General features: G+C 62.1%; 30 protein-coding genes and 1 riboswitch. Of the genes, 10 read left to right on the top strand and 20 right to left on the bottom strand.

The window, feature by feature from the left end; translation table 11 throughout:
- Positions 1-140: 140 nt before the first annotated feature.
- The 3 genes from fabL to H6650_16865 all read left to right on the top strand — a co-directional run bounded on the left by fabL (position 141) and on the right by H6650_16865 (position 2,587).
- Complete coding sequence (gene fabL / locus H6650_16875) at positions 141-914, top strand: enoyl-[acyl-carrier-protein] reductase FabL (GenBank protein ID MCB8953681.1); 774 nt, start codon at positions 141-143, stop codon at positions 912-914.
- Positions 915-1,144: 230 nt separating this feature from the next.
- Positions 1,145-2,008 carry a proline dehydrogenase family protein gene (locus tag H6650_16870; GenBank protein ID MCB8953680.1) on the top strand — a complete coding sequence of 288 codons (864 nt, stop codon included), beginning with the start codon at positions 1,145-1,147 and terminating at the stop codon, positions 2,006-2,008.
- 39 nt (positions 2,009-2,047) lie between these two features.
- Positions 2,048-2,587: a dTDP-4-dehydrorhamnose 3,5-epimerase family protein gene (locus H6650_16865; protein MCB8953679.1), complete on the top strand. Its 540-nt coding sequence runs from the start codon at positions 2,048-2,050 to the stop codon at positions 2,585-2,587.
- Between the two features lie 7 nt (positions 2,588-2,594).
- On the opposite strand, the gene H6650_16860 is transcribed toward H6650_16865, so the two are convergent.
- The 4 genes from H6650_16860 to H6650_16845 all read right to left on the bottom strand — a co-directional run bounded on the left by H6650_16860 (position 2,595) and on the right by H6650_16845 (position 6,336).
- Positions 2,595-2,990, bottom strand: coding sequence for a diacylglycerol kinase family protein (locus H6650_16860; protein MCB8953678.1), 396 nt, complete (start codon positions 2,988-2,990; stop codon positions 2,595-2,597).
- Between the two features lie 233 nt (positions 2,991-3,223).
- A complete protein-coding gene (gene ybeY / locus H6650_16855; GenBank protein ID MCB8953677.1) occupies positions 3,224-3,679 on the bottom strand; it encodes an rRNA maturation RNase YbeY in 456 nt (151 codons plus the stop codon).
- Between the two features lie 7 nt (positions 3,680-3,686).
- Positions 3,687-5,867: an HDIG domain-containing protein gene (locus H6650_16850; GenBank protein MCB8953676.1), complete on the bottom strand. Its 2,181-nt coding sequence runs from the start codon at positions 5,865-5,867 to the stop codon at positions 3,687-3,689.
- A 19-nt stretch (positions 5,868-5,886) separates the two neighbouring features.
- Entirely contained in the window at positions 5,887-6,336 is a 450-nt protein-coding gene (locus H6650_16845) for a GatB/YqeY domain-containing protein (protein ID MCB8953675.1), read from the bottom strand.
- Between the two features lie 217 nt (positions 6,337-6,553).
- On the opposite strand from H6650_16845, the gene H6650_16840 reads away from it, so the two are divergent.
- From H6650_16840 to H6650_16815, 6 genes are all read left to right on the top strand, one after another.
- Entirely contained in the window at positions 6,554-7,003 is a 450-nt protein-coding gene (locus H6650_16840; protein ID MCB8953674.1) for a VOC family protein, read from the top strand.
- A 59-nt stretch (positions 7,004-7,062) separates the two neighbouring features.
- Positions 7,063-7,299 (top strand): hypothetical protein, encoded by a 237-nt coding sequence (locus H6650_16835; protein ID MCB8953673.1) that lies wholly within the window; start codon positions 7,063-7,065, stop codon positions 7,297-7,299.
- Positions 7,299-7,637: a type II toxin-antitoxin system PemK/MazF family toxin gene (locus H6650_16830; GenBank protein ID MCB8953672.1), complete on the top strand. Its 339-nt coding sequence runs from the start codon at positions 7,299-7,301 to the stop codon at positions 7,635-7,637. Before H6650_16835 ends, H6650_16830 begins: the two co-directional genes overlap by 1 nt.
- A 304-nt stretch (positions 7,638-7,941) precedes the next feature.
- The gene (locus tag H6650_16825) at positions 7,942-8,100 is read left to right on the top strand and encodes a hypothetical protein (protein MCB8953671.1); all 159 of its coding nucleotides are present in this window, start codon (positions 7,942-7,944) and stop codon (positions 8,098-8,100) included.
- A gap of 60 nt (positions 8,101-8,160) precedes the next feature.
- On the top strand, positions 8,161-8,574 hold the full coding sequence (locus H6650_16820) for a cupin domain-containing protein (GenBank protein ID MCB8953670.1): 414 nt from the start codon (positions 8,161-8,163) through the stop codon (positions 8,572-8,574).
- 39 nt (positions 8,575-8,613) lie between these two features.
- On the top strand, positions 8,614-9,108 hold the full coding sequence (locus H6650_16815; protein ID MCB8953669.1) for a DinB family protein: 495 nt from the start codon (positions 8,614-8,616) through the stop codon (positions 9,106-9,108).
- 3 nt (positions 9,109-9,111) lie between these two features.
- Here H6650_16815 and H6650_16810 read toward each other — a convergent pair whose 3' ends face one another.
- The 13 genes from H6650_16810 to H6650_16750 all read right to left on the bottom strand — a co-directional run bounded on the left by H6650_16810 (position 9,112) and on the right by H6650_16750 (position 20,950).
- Positions 9,112-10,005, bottom strand: coding sequence for a class I SAM-dependent methyltransferase (locus H6650_16810; protein ID MCB8953668.1), 894 nt, complete (start codon positions 10,003-10,005; stop codon positions 9,112-9,114).
- A 6-nt stretch (positions 10,006-10,011) separates the two neighbouring features.
- On the bottom strand, positions 10,012-10,656 hold the full coding sequence (locus H6650_16805) for a hypothetical protein (protein ID MCB8953667.1): 645 nt from the start codon (positions 10,654-10,656) through the stop codon (positions 10,012-10,014).
- A gap of 7 nt (positions 10,657-10,663) precedes the next feature.
- On the bottom strand, positions 10,664-11,326 hold the full coding sequence (locus H6650_16800; GenBank protein MCB8953666.1) for a hypothetical protein: 663 nt from the start codon (positions 11,324-11,326) through the stop codon (positions 10,664-10,666).
- Positions 11,327-11,490: 164 nt separating this feature from the next.
- Positions 11,491-11,634, bottom strand: coding sequence for a hypothetical protein (locus H6650_16795; GenBank protein ID MCB8953665.1), 144 nt, complete (start codon positions 11,632-11,634; stop codon positions 11,491-11,493).
- A 303-nt stretch (positions 11,635-11,937) separates the two neighbouring features.
- On the bottom strand, positions 11,938-12,501 hold the full coding sequence (locus H6650_16790) for a cob(I)yrinic acid a,c-diamide adenosyltransferase (GenBank protein ID MCB8953664.1): 564 nt from the start codon (positions 12,499-12,501) through the stop codon (positions 11,938-11,940).
- A complete protein-coding gene (locus tag H6650_16785; GenBank protein MCB8953663.1) occupies positions 12,485-14,137 on the bottom strand; it encodes an energy-coupling factor ABC transporter ATP-binding protein in 1,653 nt (550 codons plus the stop codon). The genes H6650_16790 and H6650_16785 overlap by 17 nt, the downstream gene beginning before the upstream one ends.
- Positions 14,138-14,156: 19 nt before the next feature.
- A complete protein-coding gene (locus H6650_16780) occupies positions 14,157-14,375 on the bottom strand; it encodes a hypothetical protein (GenBank protein ID MCB8953662.1) in 219 nt (72 codons plus the stop codon).
- 236 nt (positions 14,376-14,611) lie between these two features.
- Complete coding sequence (locus H6650_16775) at positions 14,612-15,634, bottom strand: energy-coupling factor transporter transmembrane protein EcfT (protein ID MCB8953661.1); 1,023 nt, start codon at positions 15,632-15,634, stop codon at positions 14,612-14,614.
- A 10-nt stretch (positions 15,635-15,644) separates the two neighbouring features.
- Entirely contained in the window at positions 15,645-16,421 is a 777-nt protein-coding gene (locus tag H6650_16770; protein MCB8953660.1) for an ECF transporter S component, read from the bottom strand.
- Positions 16,418-17,614 carry a hypothetical protein gene (locus H6650_16765; protein MCB8953659.1) on the bottom strand — a complete coding sequence of 399 codons (1,197 nt, stop codon included), beginning with the start codon at positions 17,612-17,614 and terminating at the stop codon, positions 16,418-16,420. Before H6650_16765 ends, H6650_16770 begins: the two co-directional genes overlap by 4 nt.
- Positions 17,611-19,530: a hypothetical protein gene (locus tag H6650_16760; GenBank protein ID MCB8953658.1), complete on the bottom strand. Its 1,920-nt coding sequence runs from the start codon at positions 19,528-19,530 to the stop codon at positions 17,611-17,613. Before H6650_16760 ends, H6650_16765 begins: the two co-directional genes overlap by 4 nt.
- A 217-nt stretch (positions 19,531-19,747) precedes the next feature.
- A riboswitch (cobalamin riboswitch) is annotated at positions 19,748-19,915 on the bottom strand.
- A gap of 68 nt (positions 19,916-19,983) precedes the next feature.
- Complete coding sequence (locus tag H6650_16755) at positions 19,984-20,493, bottom strand: ClbS/DfsB family four-helix bundle protein (GenBank protein ID MCB8953657.1); 510 nt, start codon at positions 20,491-20,493, stop codon at positions 19,984-19,986.
- A 112-nt stretch (positions 20,494-20,605) separates the two neighbouring features.
- Entirely contained in the window at positions 20,606-20,950 is a 345-nt protein-coding gene (locus tag H6650_16750; GenBank protein MCB8953656.1) for an RNA-binding protein, read from the bottom strand.
- Between the two features lie 256 nt (positions 20,951-21,206).
- On the opposite strand from H6650_16750, the gene H6650_16745 reads away from it, so the two are divergent.
- Positions 21,207-21,806: a CDP-alcohol phosphatidyltransferase family protein gene (locus tag H6650_16745; GenBank protein MCB8953655.1), complete on the top strand. Its 600-nt coding sequence runs from the start codon at positions 21,207-21,209 to the stop codon at positions 21,804-21,806.
- Position 21,807: 1 nt separating this feature from the next.
- Here the strand turns inward: H6650_16745 and H6650_16740 are convergent, their stop codons facing one another.
- Genes H6650_16740 through H6650_16730 form a run of 3 tightly spaced genes read right to left on the bottom strand, consistent with a single transcriptional unit; the run spans position 21,808 to position 25,430 of the window.
- Positions 21,808-22,869: an ABC transporter ATP-binding protein gene (locus H6650_16740; protein ID MCB8953654.1), complete on the bottom strand. Its 1,062-nt coding sequence runs from the start codon at positions 22,867-22,869 to the stop codon at positions 21,808-21,810.
- 43 nt (positions 22,870-22,912) lie between these two features.
- Positions 22,913-23,710 carry an ABC transporter permease subunit gene (locus tag H6650_16735; GenBank protein ID MCB8953653.1) on the bottom strand — a complete coding sequence of 266 codons (798 nt, stop codon included), beginning with the start codon at positions 23,708-23,710 and terminating at the stop codon, positions 22,913-22,915.
- Positions 23,711-23,738: 28 nt separating this feature from the next.
- Positions 23,739-25,430 (bottom strand): FAD-dependent oxidoreductase, encoded by a 1,692-nt coding sequence (locus H6650_16730; protein MCB8953652.1) that lies wholly within the window; start codon positions 25,428-25,430, stop codon positions 23,739-23,741.
- Positions 25,431-25,443: the final 13 nt, after the last annotated feature.

The following is a 25,443-nucleotide window of genomic DNA, read 5'->3' as shown; positions in this document are numbered from 1 at the left end:
CACGTTACAATGAGCGGGCACGTCATCTCATCGTCAGTGGTGGTCTGTTTGCCGGCATTACGGTGCATCCGTCAATAGATTTGGAATGGACGAATGCGCCGGGAAAGATTCTTTTGGGCACAAACCCTTGCGAGGCTTTCATGGGTCGCTTTGAGCAGAAAATCGCCTTGGTTACCGGTTCGGGGCGCGGCATTGGGCGGGAATTGGCCTTACGCTTCGCCCGCGAAGGCGCGGACATCATCGTCAACTTCTTCCGCAACCGCGAGCCGGCGGAAGAAACCGCCGCCGCCATCCGTGACCTGGGGCGGCAGGCGCTGGTGATCAAAGCCAACGTCGGCGACCTGGACGACCTGGCCGCCATGTACGAAACCATCAGCACCACCTGGGGCGGGTTGGACATCCTCATCCACAATGCCGCATCGGGCTACAACCGTCCGGTGCTGGACCAAAAACCACGCGGCTGGGAATGGACCATGAACATCAACGCCCGTTCGCTGCTCTTTGGCGCGCAACACGCCGCGCCCTTGATGGCGGCGCGGGGCGGCGGCGCCGTGGTCGTCATTTCCAGCCTCGGTTCCATGCGCGTGCTGCCCGATTACGTGGTCGTGGGCGCATCGAAGGCGGCGCTGGAAGCCCTGGTGCGCTACCTGGGCGTGGAACTGGCGGCGCAAAACATCAACGTCAACGCCGTGTCGCCGGGCGTGGTCCTCACGGAGGCTTTGCGGCATTTCGAGGCCTTTCGCGGCGAAGAAAACCCGCTGGTGCAGCACGTGCTGGACAATACGCCCGTCGGGCGGCTATGTACGCCGGAAGACGTGGCGAATCTGGTCTGCTTTCTTTGCCTGCCGGAGAGCAGAATGATCTGTGGGCAAACGATTGTGATGGACGGCGGGCATTCGCTGCCGCTGCGATAGGCAATCAGACTGGAGCAATTGGGGAAGCTGCTCCAATCTCTCAGGAAGGGGTTACGATGTCAGATTTAGTTGAGCCACAACGGGAAAAATCACGCAGCGTGTTACCCACGCTGACCGCGCTGGGTGTGGGCGGCTTTTTGCTCTGGCGCAATGGTGAGCGTTGGATGCGGCACGGTTTGATTTATCTGTCACATGCCGCATGGGCGCGGGACGCCATCAGCGCCGTGCCCGTGGCCTGGGCGGTTGCCAGCCGCTTTGTCGCCGGCGAAGCGGTCCAGGCCGCCATGTCGGCCAGCAAAGCGTTGAATGACCAGGGGATGTCGGTCACGCTGGATTTTTTGGGTGAGAGCGTGGCGGATGCAACGCAGGCGCGGGCGGCACGAGACGAAATCGCCCGTCTTCTGGATGAGATTGCGGCGGCAGGCGTCAATGCCAATGTGTCGCTAAAGTTGACGCAGTTGGGGATGCAGATTGAGCCGCAAATGGCGGAGGAGAATCTGCGCTATTTGCTGGAACGGGCCAGGCAGCATGGCAACCGCATTCGCATCGACATGGAGGATTCCCCGTGGACGGATACGACGCTGCAAATTTACCGCTCCGTGCGGGATAGTGCGGGACTGGACAACACGGGGGTGGTCATTCAGTCTTACCTGTATCGCAGCGAGGCGGATGTGGCCCGGTTGATCCAGGAGGGGGCCTGGGTGCGGTTGTGTAAGGGGGCGTATGCGGAGCCGGCGGCGGTGGCTTTCCCGAAGAAGGTGGACACGGACGCGAATTATGTGCGGCTGATGCAGATGTTGTTGAGTGAAGAGGCCAGGGAGAGGGGGGTGTATGCCGGCATTGCCACCCACGACGACAACATGATCAACGCCACCATCGCCTACGCCCAGGACAACAACATCCCTCCCACCGCCTTTGAATTCCAGATGCTCTACGGCATCCGCCGCGAACGACAACTCGCCCTGGTGCGCCAGGGCTACCAGATGCGCGTCTACGTCCCCTACGGAACCGCCTGGTATCCCTACTTCATGCGCCGCCTGGCCGAACGCCCCGCCAATCTCTGGTTCTTCGTCAGCAACTTCTTCCGCGGCTAAATTGAGCTTCCGGGAAGATACATCATCCTTCATATGCCTATGCCTGTTTTCACCGAATCGCACCTGATCAACGGCGTCATCCTGGCGCAACTACAGCCCTTCGGCGACGAACGCGGCCGCTTCATTGAGACCTTTCGCAAATCCTGGTTCCCGCAGCGACGCTGGGAGATCGTGCAAACCAATCGCTCCGACTCCGCCGCCGGCGTACTGCGCGGCCTGCACTACCATCATCGCCAGGTTGATTACTGGTATCCCCTGGCCGGCAGCCTGCGCGTCGGCCTCGCCGACCTGCGCCCGTCGTCTCCCACTTACATGGCCTGCCAGACCATCGACATCGGCGCAGACCACACGCAGGGGCTGTTCATTCCCATCGGCGTCGCCCACGGCTTTCTGGCACTCACAGACGTGACGCTCTGCTACATCGTGGACAATTACTACGATGGGGCGGATGAGTTTGGCGTACGCTGGGATGATCCCGCGCTAAATGTGGCTTGGGGCGTGAGCCATCCCATTTTGTCCCCCCGTGATGCGTGCAACCCGTTTCTACAGAATATTCCCGCCGCACATCTCCCCCACTGAGCCTGCCTCAGCCCAGCAAACGGCTCCAGAGCGGCGGCCCCAGAATGAGCAGACCAATGAGGACCGCGCCGACGGCGGCCACCAACACCGCCGCCGCGGCCACGTCCTTGGCGATTTTTGCCAGCGGATGGGGACGCGGCATAGCCATATCGACCACGGCCTCCAACGCTGTGTTAAAAAATTCCGCCACCCACACCGCCATGATCGTCAGCAGCAAGATGGCCCAATCGCCGCGCGACAGCCGCAGCCAGAACGCCAGCGCCAGCACACTCACGCTGGCCAGCGCGTGAATCCAGGTGTTGTGCTGCGTGCGCAGCACATATGCCCATCCCTGAAACGCATAGCGAAACGAGCGCGCGCGGCTGCGCAGTTCCTTTTGCCCCCCATCCAGCACGGATTTCATGTTCAATACCCGATGAGAATGTGACTACTAGCCCGCTGCCTGAGCCATTAGTCCGCTGCTTGAGATTCCAGTCCGTCGCCTGAGCCTGTCGAAGATGCGCGGCGCTGACTTTACCTGCGCCATCATGAGGCTTGAGATTCCAGTCCGTCGCCTGAGCCTGTCGAAGGCGATATTGGACCAATTTCACCAGAGAAAACGGTCCAATCTGGCTTAGCCGTGACGAATGGCCGTCGTCAGGGCGGCAGGGCTACGGCAGTTCCCAACCGGGCCAGGGCCGCCGCTTGCAACCGCCACATGGCGTCTTTCTGCGCCGGTTCGGCGTGGTCGTGTCCCAACAAGTGCAGCACCCCATGCACGACCAGCAGTTGTAATTCGGCGGCCACGGTGTGCCCGGCCTGGGCTGCCTGCCGCCGCGCCTGGGGCACGGAGATGGCGATGTCGCCGAGGTTGACGACGGGTGAGGTGAGCCATTCGCCGGAGGGGAAGCTGAGGACGTCTGTGGGTTTGTCGTATCCCATGAAGGCGAGATTGAGGGCTTGCAGCCGGGCGTCGTCGCTGAGGAGGAGGGTGAGGCTGGCTGTGCCGGCATAATCCGACACCCCCACCGCGGCCACCACCGCCTCGCGCAAGAGCGACTCCCACGCCGGGTCCATCTCGATTTCCACCACAAAATCGACGTTCACGTGCATGGGAAGACTATGGCCGCGGCTCCACGGCGGGTTGGGAGGGGACGGGTTCCGGGCGGTGGGGTTCTGGAGAAATGCCGGCATCCATCGGCTGCCGCATCATCTCCTCATTCCCCGGATAACGCACGCGCACATGGAAGCGCCCTTTCAGCGTCTTAATAAACGACGAGCGAATATGCTGCAACTCGCCCAACGTCAACCCGGAATTATCCAACTGCCCCGCCTTCAAATGCCCCTCCACAATCGAATTGACCAGCCGCTCAATCTCCGCTTCCGTATCCGGGCGCAGCGCGCTGGAAGCCGCCTCCACCGAATCTGCCAGCATAACAATGCCCGTCTCGCGGGAGCGCGGACGCGGTCCAGGATAGCGGAATCGGCCACTGTCCACCTCCTCGCCACTGATCTCCGCCTCCTCCTGCGCCTTCTTGTAGAAGGCGATCACCAGATTGTCGCCATGATGCTCGGCGATGAAGTCGCGGATGCGGTCCGGCAGGCGATATTGCCGCGCCAGCGCCAACCCATCGGCGACATGGCTCATAATGATGCGGGCGCTGCTGTAGGGATCGAGGTTTTCGTGCGGATTAAGGCCGGCCTGGTTTTCCGTGAAAAACGGCGGGCGGTTTATTTTGCCCACGTCATGATAAAACGCGCCCACGCGCACGAGCGTGCCACTGGCAGCCACCAGTTCCGCCGCCTGTTCCGCCAGGTTCGCCACCATGATGCTGTGGTGGTAGGTTCCGGGGGCGCGGCGCAATAGCTCTTGTAACAGCGGATGGTCGAGGCGCGATAACTCCTGCAATTGTAGCGTGGTGATGATGCCAAAGACGCTGCCCATGAAAAACAGGCCGGCAACGGACAGACTGGCGGTGATGAGGCCATTTGCCAGCGCCCAGCCGAGGAGCTGAAAGAACTCAACGGGCTGCGGGTCTTGTGGCAGGCGAAAAACGACGATAACGGCCATGTTGGCCACGGCGGCGATGAGGCCGGCGCGGAAGAAGGCGTTGATGCGTTGCACATCGCGCAGGGTGAGGACGGCGATCAGGCTACCCACGGCATAATAGGCGGTGAGTTCGAGGGAATTGCCGGCAATGTACCCCACCAGCGCCGCCTCCACAATGGTCACCAGAATACTGAGGCGCACGTCGAAAATCACGGCCACCAACATGGACAGCGCTGCCGCCGGGAACAGGTACGAGAGCGCCGTGCGCCCCGGAACCATCAGCTTCGCGCCCAACGTAAAAATCAAAATAAGGAAGGCGAAGATGAGCAAATACCGATTGGACGGCATCCGCTGCCGCTCAAACACCTGCCAGTAGACAATGATCACCGTCACCGCCAGCACCGCCGCCGTCACCACGCTCACGATCTGCGCCCAGTCGGTGTGCTGGCGCAGCAAACCCAACTGCTCCAACATCTCCACGTCTTCCGCGTCCACGATTTCCCCGACGCGGATAATGCGCTCCCCTTTGGTGGCGCTGTGCAGCACCGGTTCCACGGCGGCAATGGCTTCATTTCGCTTTTGCTCCGTGGCGCTCTCGTCGGGGAAGGTGTTGGCGACGATAAACTGGGGGGCCAGGCTGGTGACGACCCTTTCTTGCGGCGTGGTAAGGTAGAAGCTGATCTGGCTGCGGGCGGTGCGGCGGGCTTCGCTGACGCCAGTTTCGCGGATTTCCTGACGCATCACTTCTTCGACGATGCGCAGGATGTCGTCTTTGACGGCGGAGAATTCGGCGGGGGTGAAGGTGAGGATGTCTACGGCTATTTGCGGTTCGATGGTGATGGTTTCAATGGCGTGGAGGTAGCGGGCGCGCGTGCCGGCATCCGTCACGCCGTCGGCACGCACCACATCCACAAAATTGAAGATTACCTGTGCCTGCTCGCGCCCCGCCCGCCCAATGCTCAAATCCGGCGTGCTATAAATCGTCCCCACGCTGGCCGCCGCATTGTCCTTTTGCCGCTGCGTCGCCAGGGCGCTCTCAAACGTGATCGACTGCGACGCAATAATATCCCTGGCCGCCGGCTCCCCGACCACGACGGACACTTGTGGTCCCGTGACCAGGTTCAGGGCCATGATGCCGGCCAGCCCCACGGTGAGGCCAATCGTTACCAACCAGAGTAACGAACTCTGCACCATGCGCGTCATGCGCGTGCCGGCATCTGGGATTATCTCCGCCTGTCCAGTCATCATCATGCACCGGGCGCGTCGCGGCTCAACGCGGCTGCAACTTCTCCCGCACCACCTGATTCACCAACCCGCCATCCGCCTTTCCCTTCAACTGCCCCATCACCACCCCCATCACCTTGCCCATGCCCTTCAAATCCGTCACACCCAAACGCTGCATCGTCGCCTCCACAACCGCTTCAACCTCCGCGCGCGACATCTGGCGGGGCAGGTACGCCTCAATCAGCGCGATTTCCGCCTCCGCCGTCGCCATCAGGTCGGGGCGACCCGCCCGCTCCGCGTCGGCAATCGTCTCTCGCCGCTGCTTCACCTGTTTGCCCAGGACGGCCAGCACGCCCGCGTCATCCAGCGTTACGCCGTCGTCCTTCTCCACCTGCTTAATGGCCGCCATCACGCCGCGCAGCGTATCGCGCTTCTCCGTCTCGCCGCCGCGCATCGCCGCGGCCACGTCTGCCTGCAATTGTTCTTTCAGTGACATTGTAGAACCTCCGCCGACATTGTAACACGGGAGCGAGGCGGCGGGTAGGCAAGCCCAACCGGACGCGCCCCAGGCGGGCAACAATGCCGCGAGAAAGCCGCCCAACCCCATCCACCGCCCCCCTCGCGGCTCTTGCCCTCGCCCCCCTTCCCCATTATACTTACCGCAATTATCTGGCATAAGCAAATCAGCTTCCCTCGTTTCACGAAAAATACGCATGGATTACGCTACCTACCGCCAGAAATTCTTTACCTCCCCCCCGCCGCAGCCGCGCTTTGCCTTCACCGGCCTCTACGGCATAACCCTATACTTCGCCGACTACGCGGAGGCCGTCGCCTATTACGCGCAAGTGCTGGGACCGCCAGCCTACGTCGAAGGGGAAGGCACGCGCGGGTGGCAAATCGGCCACACCTGGCTCACCCTGCTCCAGGGCAAGAACGGTTCCCCGCAAAACGTCGAAGTCCTGTTCGTCATGCAGACCCCCGCCGCGGCGGAGCGCCTGCAAGCTGCATTCGTGACCGCCGGCGGCGTCGGCCAACCGCCCGGCGACCAACTGATGTACGAACCCATCCGCTCCTGCCCCGTCACCGACCCCTTTGGCACAAACATCCTGATCATCTCCCCCCTGAGCCAATCAACGGAGAAAGAGAAAAACAGGCATGCTTGAAGGTAGTCCTCATTTGATGAATGCTTGATTCCAGGTATAACCACTGTTATACTCATATCATGAAAACAGCTATTTCCGTACCCGATCCGATTTTTGAAGCGGCTGAACGCCTGGCCAGGCGGCTGGGGATGTCGCGCAGCCAACTCTATGCAACCGCCCTCGCCCGTTTCCTGGATACATTTGATGAGAAGGCCACCACCGAGGTGCTTAATGAGGTTTATGCGGAAACCTCTAGCGCCATTGATGCCACGCTCCTACAAATACAATTACAATCCTTGCCCGCGGAAGAATGGTGATGAATCGTAGTGAAATTTGGTGGGCATCTTTGCCAGATGCGGTTGGTTCGTCACCCGGCTGCAGGCGACCCGTCCTGGTGGTCCAGTCCGATGCCTTCAACAATAGTAGAATCCAAACGATCATCGTATTGGCGATTACGGGCAATATAAAGCTGGCCAATGCGCCCGGTAACGTGATGGTCAGCACTAGACAAAGCGGCCTGCCACGAGATTCCGTGATCAATGTTTCTCAAATAATCACGGTTGACAAGTCATTCCTGACCGGGTACGTAAGCACCTTATCCGCCAGGACAATGCGGCAGGTTGAAACAGGGATGCGCCTCGTGTTGTCCTTGTAAGGGCGCATCCGTTTATAACATTGGAATTGACGGATGCGCTGAAAGGATTCTTCTATAATCAGAGCCTCCAAAGTTTATTCCGAGCGAACCCTAAAAGGCTAACCGGGGGGCGGCGCGACCGCCCATTCGCATCTTCCCAGATCTCCCCCGTGAGCAAAAACATTCTGATTCTCTCCCCGTTCCACTAGCCGACGGAGAGAGGGAGGAACAGCAACAAGTTTAGTCCACTGTTTTTCGGGTTTGGCTTCGTGAAGTCGGGCGAATTGAAAGACCTCTTGCCAGGCCAGACACTCGTTAAGACGAAGTGGAACCGCTGCAAACCGCCTTTTTCGCCGCAGGCGGTGCCGGCATCGCGCCCAGCGACCAACTGATGTACGAACCCATCCGCGCCTGCCCCGTCACCGACCCCTTTGGCACAAACATCCTGATCATCTCCCCCCTTGAACCACGCAATAGAACGTGAATCCGCGTTTTTCCGCGTTCATCCGCATCCTGAAAAATAAAGGAAAAGGAGCAAAACGACATGGACAATAGCTTGAATAGTTCCGCTGAGATAGTGACGGTGCGTCCGGAGGCGACGACGATGACGCGGCAGCAGTTGCCTAATTTCGTGGGTATTTCGGAGGCGACGGCGGGTGCGCGGCATCTTTCCATGAATCTGGTGGTGATTCCGCCCGGTGGGGCGGCGCAGCCGCATGTGCATCGCGGGTATGAGACGGCTATCTATCTCTTGCGCGGGCGCGTGGAAACGCGCTATGGTCCGGGGTTGAAGCGCTCGATTATCAATGAGGCGGGCGATTTCATCTTTATCCCCGCCGATGTGCCGCACCAACCGGTTAATCTGAGCGATACGGAACCGGCGCACGCGCTTGTGGCCAGGAATGACCCTAACGAGCAGGAGAGCGTTGTGCCGTATGACCCGGCGGCAGATGACTGATAACTCTGCTGTCTACCGCATTCGGAGCAAGGACGAATCATGGACATCATCAATCATGAGATGTTGTGCCGGCAATTCCTCATCACCATCGACTCGCTAGAAGACGCCCTGCGCAACTGCCCGGACGAACTATGGGAAAAGAAACTGTGGACGGACGAGCCGGAGCAATGGGTAGCGGCGGGATTCTCCGCCTTCTGGTATCTCGGCTACCATGCGCTTTTCTGGCTCGACCTCTACCTGACCGGAGCGGAAGAGGGATTTATGCCGCCAGCCCCTTTCGACCTGGTAGAAATGCAGGCGAACGAAGTCCTGCCACGTACCTACTTCCGCGACGAACTGCTTGACTATCTGGCCTTGTGCCGCCGCAAATGCACGGAGACCATAACCACATTGTCGGCAGAAGAAGCGCGCCGCCTGTGCCGGTTTCCCTGGGGAGAAATCACGTTCGCGGAGCTACAACTGTACAACATGCGCCATGTGCAGGAACATGCCGCGCAACTGCATTTGTTCCTGGGGCAGCATCGCGGCAACTAGAAGCTACGCCGTTTGCAACACGGTGTACAGGTTCAAATCCCCCTCCCGTCCGTCGCTATGGAATTGGTGCAGGATGGTCAGGCCGGCTTCTTGCGCCAGCGCGGCCATCTCGGCGGCGTCGATCAGGCAGACGTAGCGCCAGGCAAAGCCGCCGCGCCGCCACGACAGCAGATAGTCGCGCGGCTCCACATCTACGGCGGAAAGGCCAATAGATTCCCAATCGTTCACTTTGCGCTGCTGGCGTGGATTGCGGGCAAACTGCCAGTGCGCCAGGAACAGGCGACCGCCGGGGCGCAGGTGGTCGGCCATCTCACGTAGCAGCCGCAGACGATTGGCGCGCCCCGGAATGTGCTGCATGGTGGCCAGGCAGGCGATGGCGTCGTAGTCGCCCAGGCCGTGCAGGCAGTCTGGTTGGCTCAGGTCTCGTTGCGCGAATGTGCCGGCATTTTCCGCCCGCGCGATCCGTAGCAATGGCTCACTGAAATCCACGCCTGTGTAGCTACGCAGCCGCGCCTCTCGCCAGAAGAAGCCCCCCAATCGCCCCGATCCGCAGCCCACGTCCAACAAATCACATTTTTCCGCGGGCAGCCAGGGGATGAGTTCCTGGAAACCGGGCCACGGCTGCCGGCGGGATTGGGCGAATTCGGCGGCCATGCGCTCGTAAAACGCGCGGTTGAGAGTGAGAAGTTGGGCGGCGACGGTCTCGGACATGCCGGCATTGCGTACGCGCTTCGTGTTGGTGACAAACCAGCGATGGCCGTCGGCGGCGGCAACCCACATCCCCGGCGGTTCATGCCGCAGCACAATGGCCGGCTGCCAGGCGGCATTGTCGTCGTTGGCAAAACGGATTTCCACGCGCGCGCCGGGCGGGTAGAGGGCGATAAGACGCTCAGGCATGAGGGATTACGGCTGGCGAATCATGAGGTTGTCGAAGGCGGCGCGGACACCTGGTTGGGCGAAAGTGCCGGCATTAACCCCCACCAACCCCCGCGCATACCCCATCGCATCCGTAAATTGCCCCAACGGCTCGCCATTCACATACAAAATCATGTTCGGCCCCCCTACGACCACCTTCAACCGGTTCGTCGCCCGCAAACCCGACTTGATCGCCGCCGACTCCGCCCAACCGTTAGGCAGCAGCGGCGTCCACGAACCATCTCCATTCAACCGATCCAGCGTGTAATATCCGTCTCCCGTGATGTTGAAACGATAGAATCCCCCCGCGTCCTGGATGCGAAACAACACGCCGTAGCTGCCGTTTACCGGGCCGTCCAGGAAGGTCGCATCGACTTCCAGGGAGAAGTCGGTGAAGTCAGGTTCGCGCAAGGTGGCGTATTGCAGCGTATTGGCTTCCTGGATGCTAATGATGAGGCGTTCGTCTTCAATAGCCGTCGTTCCGGCGGCATCAGCTTCCAACTGCCAGGGACCAGATTGCCCCGGTGTGAAGGCGTCGGCGAAGAGAATATCCCCGGCGGTGTTGCCGGTGTTGGGAAGGGAAGAATGCCGGCATCCCCCCGCCCCCACCAACAGCAGCAACAAAACCGTCACCCACTCCCTACGGAGCCAAAACTTGCACATTGTCAAACGTAATCACCGCCGTGCCGGCCTCGAACGTACTCCCCGCCAGTCCCATATCCCCCACCACAAACGTCGGATCCGTCACCGACGCCAGCGGTAATCCGTTCACCGCCAGGCTCAACTGGTCGCCGATGCAACTTGCCCGAATCTGATTCATCGCCACCCCCTGGTTGATCACGTCGGACGCCACGAATTTGCCATCTCCCGTCAGGTACTGCATCACTTCGTTGCCGCTCTGGTACTTACCAATAGCGTAAAAACCATCTCCGCTCACCAGGAAAATATAGAAGTTGTCCTTATTCTGGTAACGGCAGATCACGCCATAAGCGTTGTTGTCTGGGCCGCTCATCTGCCGCGCCTGCACGGTGATAATCACGTCGTCAAACTGTCGCCCCGGATTCGTCCACCACACCTGCCCCTGCTGGCTCGTACTCAGTTGCAACGCCCCATCAACCATCTCCACAACGGCCCCACCCTGATTGTATGCCACCCAACCGCAGTTGCGGTCTGGGGAGAAATCATCAGTAAAAAGCACGCCACCCTCATCGCAAGCATCCGGCCCGCGAAAACGGTCGGGAAGGCATCCCACCAGCAGCGCGGCGGCAAGGCATAAACTCAGCAAGAACAACCTCAGTCGCATATCTCCGTCCTCAGAAATGGTGAGAACACCGAAAAACCGGTTTCCGGGCTTCGCGCGTGACTTCATCCAGGCAAAAGAAATCACGTTTTAGACACAGAGAGTCAATGGCTATCGTTCGTCGCGTCAACTTTTGGCGGCCATCAACGTTCCCGGTAGTTGGCAGATTATTTTTTCGATTCGTCCAACCCGGCATTCAGGGCTTCGATCTCGTCATGCAGGCTGCTGTGTTGGTTCGAGGTGCGGAAGTAAAGTAACAAAATTACCACCCATAAAAGGATAATGATAGCGCCAAAGAGGCTCAGGTTCATACGGTCGCTCCTTCTGTAGACAGATGCCGGGCAGACAGTCGCCAGGTCCCGAAGTTTACCCGAAAAAGGTCGGGCTGCGTAATGGTTCGCCACCAGACCGGCAATTCCCATTTTGCGGGGTTTCCCGTAGGGGCGGGGCATCATGAGGTAGGAGGCAGGAGGTATGAGGGGCGAAAGGGGCGGTTGTTTGCGTTTTTGCGGAGTCGCAACCTGCCACTTGCGCGCCCGGCAATTCTCGTCTTGCGGGGCTTGCGCGCCGCCCCGCCCGCACGCCAATGAGGTTCCGGCACGTATGCGTCGTAATCAGGCGCGCGAATCCCACAGCGGTTCGGGCACGTTGGCCGCCAGATTCTCGTAGCGAGCCATCACAAAAAGGGCATCGGAGAGGCGGTTGAGGTAGCGTACCACATAATCGCCCACCGCTTCCTCGCGCGCCAGGGTGATCACGTCTCGTTCGGCGCGGCGGCAAACGGTACGCGCCACGTGCAACTGCGCCGCGCCTATGGTCCCGCCGGGCAGGATGAAGTTCCGCAGCGGCCCAACTTTCTCGCTCAGCTCGTCGATCACCGCTTCCAACGCGGCCACATGCCGCGCCTCGATTTGCGGTATCTGGTACGCCTGCTTATCTTCTTCGGGAAAGCAGAGGTCTGATCCCAGATGGAATAACTCATTTTGTATCGCCGTTACCACGGGAGCCAGCCGCGCGCTGAGGCCGTGCGCCAGCGCCACGCCCAACACGGCGTTCAATTCGTCCACGGTTCCATACGCCTGCACCCGCAGCGCGTCTTTGGGCACGCGGCGGCGGCTGCCCAGCGATGTCGTGCCATCATCACCGGTGCGCGTGTAGATTTTAGTTAGTCGAGGCATGAGACACTCCAGCGTGCGAATGATGAAGGATGAAGGCGGCGGCGGCCTGGTCGGGGGTGAGCCAGCCCTGGCCGGGGAAAAGCTGAACCATTTGCGGGGCGAATTCGGGGTGGGTGGCCAGCACCTGCCCAGGAGGGCCGGCGGCGACAATCTGACCGGCGTCCAGGATGTAGACGCGGTCGGCGGCAGCGGCGGCCAGTTCCACGTCATGCGTAACCAGCAGTAGCCCCGCGCCGTCGTCCAGCCACCAACGGCACATGTGCAGCAACTGCTGTTTGGCGGCCATGTCCAGGCCGCGCGTCGGCTCGTCCAGCAGCAGCAGGCGCGGACCGGTGACGCTGACCGCGCCAAAGGCGACGCGCTGCCGCTGCCCGACGGAGAGGTCGCGGGGATAGGCGTCCTGAACGTCGCCGAGTCCGAGGTGGGCAAGCAGGCCGGCGGGGAGGATGGGGGGATGGGCGGGATCGAGGCGATGGTTGCGCAGGGTGATGAGCAGTTCTTCGCGGACGCTGCCGGCATATAGGAGATCATCGGGGTTCTGCGGCAGGTAGGCGATATGCCGGCATCGCTCCGCCACGGAACGCCCCGCCAAATCGTCCCCATCCAACCGCACCGCCCCCGCCGCCAACGGCAACAGCCCGGCAACGCAGCGCAGCAGCGTCGTCTTGCCCGCGCCATTCCGCCCCAACAGCGCCACCACCTCCCCCGCGCCCACCGTCAGGGATATGTCGCGCAGAACGGGCTGGCGCGCCAGCGTGCAGGCGAGTTGGTCCACTTCCAACAGCGGCGCGGACGTGGACGTGGACGTGGGTGTGGGGGGTGCGGGGGGCGGCGGCAATGCCGGCATTGGCGCAAACGCGCGCGCCTCGTCCACCGTCAACGGCGGCGGCTGCCAACCCATCCGCCGCCCCAGCGCCGTCACCGGCGGCAAGTAGGGCAGATCATCCAGCGTCTCCAACACGGGACCATCCGCCACGATGCGCCCATCGTCCACCACCACCACCCGATCCGCATAAGGCAGCACCCGCTCCAGACGATGTTCGACGAGGACAACGGTCAGGCCATCATCCCGATTGAGCCGCACCAGCATGTCCAGCAGGTTGGCGGCGGCTTCCGGGTCAAGCTGGCTGGTCGGTTCGTCCAGCGCCAGTATGCGCGGGCGCAGGGCCAGGGCGGTCGCCAGAGCCAGCCGCTGCCGTTCGCCGCCGGAGAGGGTGTTGATGGCGCGCCGGCGCAGGGGAGTCAGGGCCAACCGGTCCATCACGTCCGTCACGCGCTGGCGCATTTGCGATGCCGGCATATTCGCCTGTTCCAACCCAAACGCAATCTCCGCCTCCACCTGGTCCAGCACCGCCTGCGCTTCCGGGTTCTGGAAGACAAACCCCACCTCGCGGCTGAGCCGGTTTGGCCCGGCGGCGACTACATCCAGCCCCGCCACGGTCACGCCACCACTAATGCGCCCACCCGTGAAGTGGGGCACAAGGCCATTGAGGCAGCGCAGCAAGGTGGATTTGCCCGCGCCCGACGGTCCTGTAAGCAGCACAAACTCGCCTGCGTTAATGCGCAGATCAATGTCGCGCAACGCGGGGCGCGCCTGCCCTGGATAGTGGTAGGTGAGGTGGGAAAACGCGATCATGTGGTCGGGGGGATGGCGTCTACTTCGCCTGTCGATACCATACCCAGCCGCCGAGGGAGAGGAGCAGCGCCAGCCCCAGCACAAGCCAACCGACCCAGCCGGGGAGGATGCCACTCGCCTCTTCCAGACCGACGGCGGCGGTGTTGGCGGCAAAGGCACTCGCGGCCACAGCGCCGGTGAGCAACGCCATCATAAGCAGTGCAGTCAGACGGAGCCATAGTTTTCTCATGGTTTTCATGTGTTTTCCTCCTGTGTAAATGATCTTCCCGGAAGCTTTGTCGCGGATGATGGTTTTGGGTAACAGCTTCCGGGAAGGTGTTCTTATTTGCAAAGGATCTTCCCGGAAGCTTTGTCGCGGATGATGGTTTTGGGTAGCAGCTTCCGGGAAGGTGTTCTTATTTGCAAAGGATCTTCCCGGAAGCTTTGTCGCGGATGATGGTTTTGGGTAGCAGCTTCCGGGAAGATGCCCGCGTCTTAAGTATATCCGTCATGCTCACCGGTGGACAGGAAAAATGCCGGCACACTCCACAACGCCAGCAATCCGCCAATCAACGGGGAAAATGCCGGCACACTCAATCGCGGATACGGGTCATAAAACAGCGTGGCGTGTGCCGGCAGCGTCGGCAGCACCGCCAGCAGCGGCAGCAGCGCCGCCACCACCCGCAGCGAATCCACCGCGCGCCAGCGTCCCGCCCGGTAGCGCGTACGCGGAAACGCCAGTCCGGCGCGCCATAACAGCGTCAGCAGCAGCAGCGCCGCCGCCCCCAGCAGCAGCCAACCCGGCCAGCCAATCCACACCGCCAAAAACCAGCCGGCCAGCATAGCCGCCAGACCCACCAGATACCCCACGCGCGCGCCCAGCCCGGGGTCGCTGCCCGCCGCCGCCCCATAACCACGGGCGACCATCGCCTCCGCCAGCCCCATCGCCCGCTCCAGCCCACCCACGAGCAAGGGAATGACGATGGGTCGCCAGTCGCGCAGTCCGCGCAATTGGTGGCCGCGAATGGCCTGCGCCTCACGGATGCGCTGCAAATGGCGCGTCGTTTCCGGCACGTAGGTGAGGGCCACCAGCAGAACCACGCCCAGGTCGCGCAGCGCCCGCGGCGTCAGGCGCGCCAGGTCATGGACAGGCACGATGGCGTTGAGGGCGGTGAAGACGGCAAGGAGGGTGAGCAACAGCAAGCCGTTGCTGGCTCCCCAGACGAGAGCTTCCAGGGTAATCGCGCCGCCAATCAGGGGCCAGGATGCCGGCATTCGCAGCAGCACCGTCTCACCCACATGCACAAACAGCGCATTGAACAGCGCGGAAAAGCTAATGATCGCCCCGCCCAACCGCCACAGCGGCAGGCGCGGCCCCTGACCAGGGCGGGCGCAGCTCACCGTCACCAGCCGCGCCGCCAGCAGAAGAATGAGACTGTAAAGCGGGTTACGCGCCAACATCGTCGCCACCGCCCCGGCCAAAACCCAAACCAACCAGCTCCGACCCTCATCCCTCATACCTCATACCTCATACCTCATCCCTCACGAACTGAAAGCGGTCCCGAAACCGGGCCAGCGCATGAATCGCCGGCATGCCCAAAATGAGGAGGAGGGCAACGTTGCCGCCGGCGCGCACCAGGTCCCAGAGGAGGGACGTGCCGGCATAAAACGCCAGATACCGCCCCATCCCATCCACGACGCCCAGCCCCGGCTCCCAACCTGCCCCGGCCATGCCCACGGCAAACGGCCAAAACGTCAGGTTCATGAGAAGGCCGAACAGCAGCCCCCAGGCAAAGCCGAACAGCGCCAACAGCGGCAGCGGGCGGCGCAGTTGGGGCAGCCAGCCCGCCGTCAACCCCACCCAACCGGCGGCAAACATCTGGTACGGCAGCCACGGTCCCACGCCCCCCGTGAGCAGCGCGGACACCAACAGCGTGAGCGCGCCCATGAGGAAGCCAAAACGGGGGCCAAAGACGAAGCCGGCGAGGATGATAGGGGCGAAGATGGGGGAAAAACCACCGGGACCAGGAATGGCGACTTCCAAAAAGCGGAGGACGGCGGTCACGGCCACAAGCACGCCCAGCGCGGCCACAACTTTGGCGCTGACGGCCTGTCCCTGCATTTCCAGCAACAGGATGAGCAGGCACATGGTGATCAGGATCATCGTGAGCAAGGGGGCCGCCTGCTGTTGACCGGCGAACTGCTGGAGTTGGGCGGCGTTGAGGAAGAAGGGATAGGTGAAGGCGACGAGGCCAATGCAGCCGCTGAGGAGGTAGAGGGCGAAGGAAAGGAGGCGATGGGTCATGGCCGATTCCGTCCGTGGCGCGCAAGCAGCGCCGCGCCCAGGCCAACGAGGATGAGGGCGAAGGCGAGGTAGTTGAGGGGGGCACTGTCGGATGGGGAGGGTGGGGGCGAGAATGCCGGCATGGGCGTCACCGTCACCCTCTCTGTAGAAGTCGGCGCGGGCAGCAAGGCGACCGCTGTGGCCGCCGGCGGCAGCGTGGAAATGGCAAAGACAATCGCGGCGGTGGGCGGAACGGTCGCCAACGGAATAGTAGGCGATGGGGACAAGGTTGCCCGGAGCGAGTCCTCCAAGACGGGCGGCGCGGGGGATGGGATGGGCGGCGTCGCGGTCGGCTGTGGCGCAGGCGGGGCGGCGGACTGCGTGACCATCACCGTGTCCGTGGGCATGACGGTGGTGGTGGGCGACGGCTGCCGCACGGCCACCGTCACCTGGCGCACGATCTCGCCGCCGCCATGCGTGGCGCGCAGCGTGTAGGTCTGGTCTTGCGCGGGGCAGACCTGGCGCGCCCCGTGCCCCTCAACGCCCGCGCCATCCAGGTACAGGGCGCTCACATGCTCCGCGTCCCAATGCAACACGGTGCAGCTTCCGGCAGCCACGATGTCGGCCTCCACCCCAAAATCGACCAGCGGCTCCGGCGTGGCGGTTGCCGGCACAGGCGTGACTGTGGGCGGTGCGGGCGTAGCCGTGGCCGTGGGGGCGACGGTGGGCGAGGCGGGGGGGGCGCTGCACACGTCGGCAAACGTGATGTCCGGCGGGGGGATAGCCGCCGTGACGGACCCCGGTCCCCACGACCAGCCATCCACGGCGCCATCGGTAATGGGGTAGATGCCGGCACCACCCTGCGAATACTGCCAACTTCCACCAATCTGATGCCAGTATGACCAGTAGACGCACTCCGCACCCTGGCACTGGCAGAAGCAGTCGGTGGCCGGGCAGCCGACGCCGTTGATGGCGCAGACAGCCGCGCCAATGCCGCCTGCTTCTATGGTCAGGTCCATGCCGGCACGCACCAGCAGGTCGTGCCCCGTGATTTGCGATTCGCTAAAGGAGACGCAGCGCGTATCCACCTGACCATCGGCGTAGCGCACCACCAGGGCGGCCCGGTTTTCTGACTGCGCCCACAGGCGCGGCGGCAGCGCCAGCAGCAGCAGCACTGCCAGCAACAAAAAGTGCCGGCACTTTTCGCGGTTCATGGCGTGGGTTCCGCCGCCGCAGCCGGTTGGGTCGCGGGCAAATAGACGAAAAAGCGCGGCAGCGGGCGTGTGGATAAGAGGATAATGGCGTCTGTCGTGCCAAACGGGTCGTCAGTTTGACCGAGGTAATCCAACCAGCAGCCACCGGGCGCTTGCCGCGCCATGATCGCATCTGCCGCATGGCGCAGCCGCCCCTCGCTGACCTGGCTCCAGGTGGGACCAAACGGATGCTGCCCCAATGCCGCCAATCCCTGCGCCACTTCCGCCGAGGCGCTGGAATCGGCGATGTCGCCGTATCCCCAGCCGCCATCCGCCACCTGCGTTTGCGCCAGGACGGACAGCGCCAGGCCGGGTGCGGGGTAGACGAGTTGGCCTAAAGCATTCAGGGCGATGCCGTTGTCGCCGACGCTGCCCCAATCGCCACCGGTCTGCGCGGCGCGCAGGAAGGCGATGGCCGTCGGGTCCACGAGCTGCCCCGCCGCCGCCAGCCCCAAAATGGCCTCGGCGTGGGCAAAAATGCCAAACGTGGTGTCATCGTACGCGCCGGTGGGGGAGAGGTAGGCGGTGAGGCTGAGGGGCAGGTTGTAGCCGGCAAAGTCGAATACATCACCGCCGGCGGCAACGACGCCCTGCATGACGATGCCCACGCGCCCGCCGCGCCCGCCGCTGAGGTAGTCGGGGGTGAGGTTGGCGAGAGCCTGGAGCGGGGTGATGCCGCCTGGAGTGTAGGCGGCGGGGTCATCTCCGGCGGCGACGATGGCCTGGATGGCGCGGGAGGTTCCGGCGGCGTTGATGCCAAAGCCGGCGAATTGTTCCCATCCGCCCGTGCCGGCATCTTGCAACGTCGCCAGACAGTCTAGACCCGCGCGCGCCGCCTGGTAGCGCGACGGCAACGGGAAGGGGCGACCGGTCGCGCCGGGGATGGCCTGCACGGTGGCGTAGAAATCGTCAAAGGGGCCAAAGCCGAAATCTGATTGAAACGCGCCCGTTTTCGCTTGATAACTGAGGAGGGCGCTGAGGGGGGTGCCCATGCCGGCATCCCACGGTCCCCCATCCAGGTAAAAATTCTCGCCCAGCGCGCTCAACGCTTGCAGCACCAGCGCGGTGCTGTTGGCATTTTCGGGCAGGCCGGCGGCGTAGGCAAAGCCGCCGGTGGGCAATTGGGCGCGGGCGAAAAAGGCTGTAGCGCGGAGGAGCGTGTCGTCGTTTGCCGGCACTTTGGCGGCCAGCAGGGCCATCACGGCCATGCCGCTGGCGTCCGCGTTCCCCAATGTGCCATAGCCATCATCCCAGGAGCCATCATTATCCCCACCGCCGGCCTGCCGGTCTTTGAGCCATTGCACGGCCACGTCCGGGATCGGTTCCGCGGCGGCGGCAAGGCCCAGCAAGGCCAGGGATTGATTGTAGGGATCGGGGACGTTATATTGACCGGTGGGCGAGAGGTGCTGGGTGGCGCTGATGACGAAGTTGTGGCCGCCAAAGGCGCGGGGGTTTTGGTTGGCGGCGGTGAGGGTGAGGAGGAGTTTGCCGGCATTTCCCCCATTTTGCCCGGCGTAGTCGGCCACCTCGTCAATCTGGGACAGCAAATAGGCGATGGGGGTTGTTTGCCGGCCCGGCCAGGGCACGGTGGGGTCGATGCCGCTGCTGGAAAGGGCGATGAGGGTGTCGAGTGTGCCGGCAATCGTCGAAGGCTGCTGATCGGCGCCGCTGCTAAAACTTGTGTAGCCGCCATCCGCATTCTGGTGCGTGCGGATCAGCCAATCAATGGCGGCGGCAACGGCGGCGGGCTGGTCAGAATAATAGGGAGTGGCAGCTCGCGCCGGCGCGGATGGAGACATTTCCAGGGCGCGCGCCACCCCCGTGATCAGGAGCAATGCCATCAAAACAACAAGCGTGACGACTATTTTAGGTTTCATGTCGGGTCCTCCGGGATGGCCGACGGAGCCGGCCAGAGGGGTGCGCCGCACCCACCTCCGACAGACTTCGGGGGGAGACGGGCAGGTCAGGGAAGTGAACGGCGTAAAAACCCGGCCCAGAAACGCAAAAACCCGATGTCGTGTAGGACAACATCGGGTTGAGGAACCGGTGCGGCGTTGAAAATCGCTGGCGTCGTGTTCCCAACCCTTACCCACGAGAGTTGACACGATCCCAGGCGGGCGACCTGACTTGGCGGCCGGTCATATGCGACCAGCGCGCTTCACAGTTGCGGGGACAGTACCGGACTTGCCATCAAGGGCGCACCGGTTTCGCCATTACGTCCTGCCATCCGGGGCATAGGACACCTGGAATCATTTGTTAAGTTACAAGCGCAAACAGTGTAACACCGCTGTGGCGGCGGAGCAAGAAATGGCATTGCCGTTGCTGAAAGATTACAAAAGTCTCCCAGACTTTTGTAATCTGAGCAGTTTTTCCAGATGCTCCTGGTGGTGGTCGTAGGAGGCAATGACGATGAAGGCCAGGGAATGTCCGTTCAGCCAGGGGTAGCGGTTGGCGTCGAGGAGGGCCGGCTCGGCTATCGTCTGCGCCAGTTCCAACATGCGCAGGAATCCGTCACGCCAGCGGTGGTAGACGGTTTCCCAGGATTGGTCGCGGTTTGATTCGTAGATCCAGGTGTTGACTGGCTCGGTATTCGCTTCCACTTCTGGGTCCAGGTGCGGCAGCCAGGGGGGGAACTCTGGCTCACGCTGGTGTTGCGCGGCTTCGAGACGGGCGATAGTCCGCTGCTGCCAGGCGTTCAGGTGGGCGAGTTCGTCTTTGAGGGACCAGGCGGAGGGTGTGAGGGGGAGGGCGCGTTGGTGGAGGGGAATGCCGGCAATCGCCCCCTCCCACGCCGAAAATTCCTCCCGCAATGCTGCCAGAATGTGTTGTTTCATGTACATAGTAACCCCCTTTGTCATATAGCAAAAAGGCCGACCTGCCTCTTCAGGAGACAGGTCGGCCTTTGGATTCATCGCTTACATGACGGAAGCGACGGACTTGGGCATCACAACTTTACCAACGACGGTTGTTGCCGCGGTTGTTGGAGGAGTCGTTACGCCGACCAGCGTCGCTGCGACCGCCGCCGCCACGAAAACCGCCACCGGAACGTTGTTCCATGGGACGGGCTTCATTGACACGCAGGGAACGGCCATTCAATTCTTTGCCATCCAGGCTGGCGATAGCGGCATCCGCTTCGGACGCTTCCATCTCGACAAAACAAAATCCACGAAAACGGCCGCTGTCACGGTCGTTAATCATGGCAATTGATTCGACTGTTCCAAATGATTCAAACAATTCCTGCACGTCGGCTTCGGTTGCTTGAAAGGACAAATTTCCTACATAAAGTTTCTTCGACAAGTTATACTCTCACTGATGTTGGTTCTGCTTGTGGCGTTGCCCAGGGCTGCCCAGACGCGGAACGGGTTCAAATAGAAATGCGATAAGGCTCGAGAAAGGCCAAGAGGCCGACCAAAGCAGATTACCACTAAGTATGCATGATACATGCTGCCGGCATTTTCGCCAAAAAGTGGGCAAGATAATGAGAACCCGGTGAGCAAGGCCGCGCCGCGAAATGGGAAAAGGTGTCGTACACCGCGGAACGAGACGAGAAAATATGTTTGATAACCAGATGCGGCGTGTAAAAGAGCGTGTTTTTGTGCCACTGGCAGCGCCATTTCGGCGGCTGCCGACGTGGCTACTATCTTTGATTGGGCTGCTATGGGGCGTGGCGGCGGCGGCGGCGTTGGCGCGCCAGGCGTATGCGTGGGCACTTGCGTTCTGGTTCCTCAATCGCGTCTTCGACGGGCTGGACGGCACGGTGGCGCGGCTGAACGGGACGCAGACAGACTTTGGCGGCTACCTGGATATTCTGATTGACTTTGCCGTGTACGCCATGATCCCCATTGGCCTGGTGCTGGGGCGACTGACGCCGCCGCACCTGCTTAGTCTTGTGGCGCTGCTGGCGGTGTATTATGTCAATGCGGCATCCTGGATGTACCTGGCGGCGATTCTGGAGAAGCAGGCGCGTGGAGATGCGGGAAAGATGACGACGGTGACGATGCCTGCCGGCATTATCGGCGGAACGGAAACCATCATCTTCTACACGCTCTTTATCCTCTTTCCCGGTTGGCTCTTCTGGCTCTTCAACCTGATGACGGTCCTCGTGCTGTTCACGATTGGGCAGCGATTGGTATGGGCAGCGCGGAAGTTGTAACCTATGGCGCGTCCGGCGGCAAAAGCCAGACGTGTTCCGGGGGCAGGTGGAGCGTGATCTCGCTGCCTGTGGGGTGGTCGTGGGGGTTGAGGGCGCTGCTGGTGACTTCCAACACCAGGGGGTCCGCGTCGGTGGGAATGGCAACTTTGAGGCGGGTGTGCGTGCCGGCATAAACCCGCCCCACCACGCGCCCCACAAGCCGATTCTCCCCTGCCCCATCGCCCAACCGCACCCGCTCCGGGCGAATCGTGAGCAGCACGGGACCATCCGGCAAGTCGGACAGACAGGCGTAGAAGCGCCCCCACGCCGTCTCCACCACGCCATTTTGCCACGCACCCGGAATAAAATTAACGCCGCCAAAGAAGCGGGCCACGCGCCGCGACACCGGACGATCATAAAAATCGGGCGGCGGTCCCATCTGGTGCAACTTCCCCGCGAACAGGAGCGCAATCTGGTCCCCCAAAATCACCGCCTCCTCCTGATCATGCGTCACCACAATCGTTGTGATGCCCAACTGCCGCTGCAACCCCAGGATCAACTCGCGCATCTCGTCCCGCAAATGCGCGTCCAGATTCGACAGCGGCTCATCCAACAGCAGCACCGACGGCTCCACCACCAACGCCCGCGCCAGCGCCACCCGCTGCCGCTGCCCCGCCGACAACTGGTGCGGGCGGCGATGCCCCAGATCGGCCAGTTTCACCATCGCCAGCATTTCCGCCACACGCCGCGCCATCCGCGCACGGTCCAGGCGGCGCATCTTCAGGCCAAAAGCGACGTTGTCCGCCGCCGAAAGGTGCGGAAAGAGCAGATGGTGCTGAAACACCATCACCGCGCCGCGCCGCTCGGCGGGCACGTCCAGCACCGAGCGCCCATCAAAGGTGATGTCGCCCGCATCCGGGCGCAGCAAGCCGGCAATCATCTTCAGGATCGTCGTTTTGCCACAGCCGGATGGCCCCAACAAGGCCGTAATTTGATGGCAGGCAGCCGTGAGGCAAAGGTCCGTGATCACGGGGTGCTGGCTATCGTACCGTTTGCTGATCTGGTGAAGTTGAACTTCCGTCATCGTGTATTGCGAACTGGCGCAGGCTGCCAAACGGCTCCCGTTTCTATATTCTGCCAAAGCCACCGATGGCCGCCGTGTTGCCGTCGCCGAGCAGGCGGGACATCAAGGCCAGGAACAGTAGCGCGGGGGCGATGAAGACGAGGCTAAGGGCGGCGGTGATGGCATTGTCGCCGCTGTTGGCGAAGGAAAACAGCAGCACGGGCAGGGTAAGCACCTGGCCGCCGCCAATGATCAGGGTGAGCAGGTATTGGCTCCAGGAGATGATGAAGGCAAAGAGGCTGCCCACGGCCACGCCGGGCAGGATGGCGGGCAGGGTGACGTGCCAGAAAACCTGCCGCGGGCGCGCGCCCAGTGACCGCGCCTGGGCTTCGTAGTCAGGATCATAGTTGGCAAAGACGCTGCGCAATATCAAAACCATGTAGGGCAGAACGGGCACGAGGTGGACGAGAACAACGCCGGCCAGGGTGTCCGCCAGGCCGTAGCGGATAAAGGCGACGTGGATGCCCATGGCCACGGCGATGACGGGCATGATGGTGGGGGCGAGGATGAGGAAGGTGACGAGGGTTTTGCCGCGAAAATGGTGGAGGGCGAGGGCGCGTCCTGCCGGCATTCCCACCACCACCGAGAGCAGCGTCACCAACAAGGCCACCAGCACACTATACCCCAGCGCCCGCCCCACCTGCGATGCCGGCGAGAACACATATGCCCAGGCGCGCCAACTCCAGGATGCCGGCAGCACATCCGGGAAAAACCAGCGATGCGCAAACGACCACAGCAGCAACGGCCCCAACGGGGCCAGCACGGACAAGACAATCAGGGCGGAAAGGAGACGAAAACGCATGCGGGAGGAGTTGAAAGTTGCCGGTTGGCTAGGGGTAGTGGCGGAATTGGCGGCGGTGGAGGTAAGCCTGGTAGGGGGCGGCGTATTTTAGCTTTTCCTTGACGCCGTAGGTGAGCAGGTCGCGTAGGGTCATGTCGCCAAAGAAGTGGGCGCGGTAGTCGCCGTGCCCCAGGAATCCCTCATCCTTTTTTAGCAAACTGAGGCGGATTTTGTTTTTGGGCAAAAAGGTCTTGCCCGCCAGCAAGTCGCGGAATGGATCGGCCATCCAGGGAATGCCGGCAAAAACCTGATTGATCGCCGCCACCGCGTCATCTACCGCCGCCTCGTCGTAGGGATCGACCGCCTCGATGATGCGGTCTATCCGGTCCGCGGCCACATCAAACGCCGCGAAGCCACCGCCCACCAGCCCCAACCCCGTCAGGTGACGGTAGTACACGGCGCGATCTCCGCTCGCCTGGGCGCGCATGGCGTTCAGCTTCACCAACTCCGTGTACGCCCCCAGCAGCCAGAGGACGGAATAGACCTGCCACAATTTGTAGTTGGCGAATGACTTGTAGCTGTTGGCGGTGAGGCGGTCGTTGTTGCGCACGAAGCGGCGGGTCACTTGCTCCAATGGCGCGAAGGCGGACGCGGAGTAGTCGCCCGTCGTCCGCGCTTGCAGCAACAAATGGGCCAGCAGGGAAACGGCCATCAGCGAGACGTACAGCCCTTTGGAGTAAAGCGGGTCAATGAAGCCGACCGCGTGCCCCAACAGCGCCCAGCGGTCCCCGACGACCTGGCGTGAACTGTACTGCAAGCGCCCGGTGCGCGTCCAGGCTCGTACCGCGCGCGTGCCGGCAAATTGCGCCGCCATGCCCGGATATTGACTGATAAAGGTGTAAAACTCCTCTTCCGGGGAGAGGTCGGTCGGCAGAGGATGCCGCCGTGGGTCCAACAGCAGCCCCACGCTGCACAGGGGATTGGTGCTGCGCGAGTGGTTATCAAAGGGAATGACCCACATCCAGCCGCCGTCAAACAGGTGATGCAGCGTGCCTTCGGACATGGGGAAGGGGAGTCCGTAGTTGCCTCCCGTGCTGTTTGTTTCGGCAAATGCCGGCACATCCACCATATGCGTAAACAGTCCACGAGAGTGCGTGCGCAGGTCAAAATCCCGCAGATCAAACTGCCGCGCCAGCACGGAGCGATAACCGCTGGCGTCCACCACGTAGCCGGCGCTGAAGGATTCCCCCTGTTCGCTGATGAGCGTCACCCCTGCGTCGTTGATAGCCACACTCCGCACGGGGGTGTCCTGGTGCACTTCCACGCCGTAGGAAATGGCCGTCACCATCAGGTAATAATCGCTATCCTGGCGGTAAAGGTGGAGTTCGTGGCCGTGTGGCTCTTTGGGGATGACCGCCTGCAATGTGTGACGCGGGTCGTGCGGTTGGCCGGCGGTGTGGTGCAGAAAGCCAAAGTGCCGTTTGATGCCGTGCGCGGTGCCGATGTGCGGCATCAGGTTTTCGGAACTGAAGTAAGCGATCTCCGGCACATCGTACAGTTCAGCCAGGGCGCGCATGGTCTCCGACGTTTCCAGGATGAGGGATTCGCCAATGGCGAAGCGGGGATGGCTTTTGGCCTCCAGGACGATGACGTTCATGCCTTGTCGCGCCAGGATTGTTGCCAGGGTTGTGCCGGCAATTCCCGCCCCAATAATCGCCACATCATAATCGTTCGTTCTCATCATCTCATCCCAT

The sequence above is a fragment of the Ardenticatenales bacterium genome (genome assembly GCA_020634515.1).
In the GTDB taxonomy this organism is placed as follows: Bacteria; Chloroflexota; Anaerolineae; order Promineifilales; family Promineifilaceae; genus JAGVTM01.
Note: the sequence above shows the minus strand (reverse complement) of the source record. Positions and strands in the feature narration are given on the sequence as shown.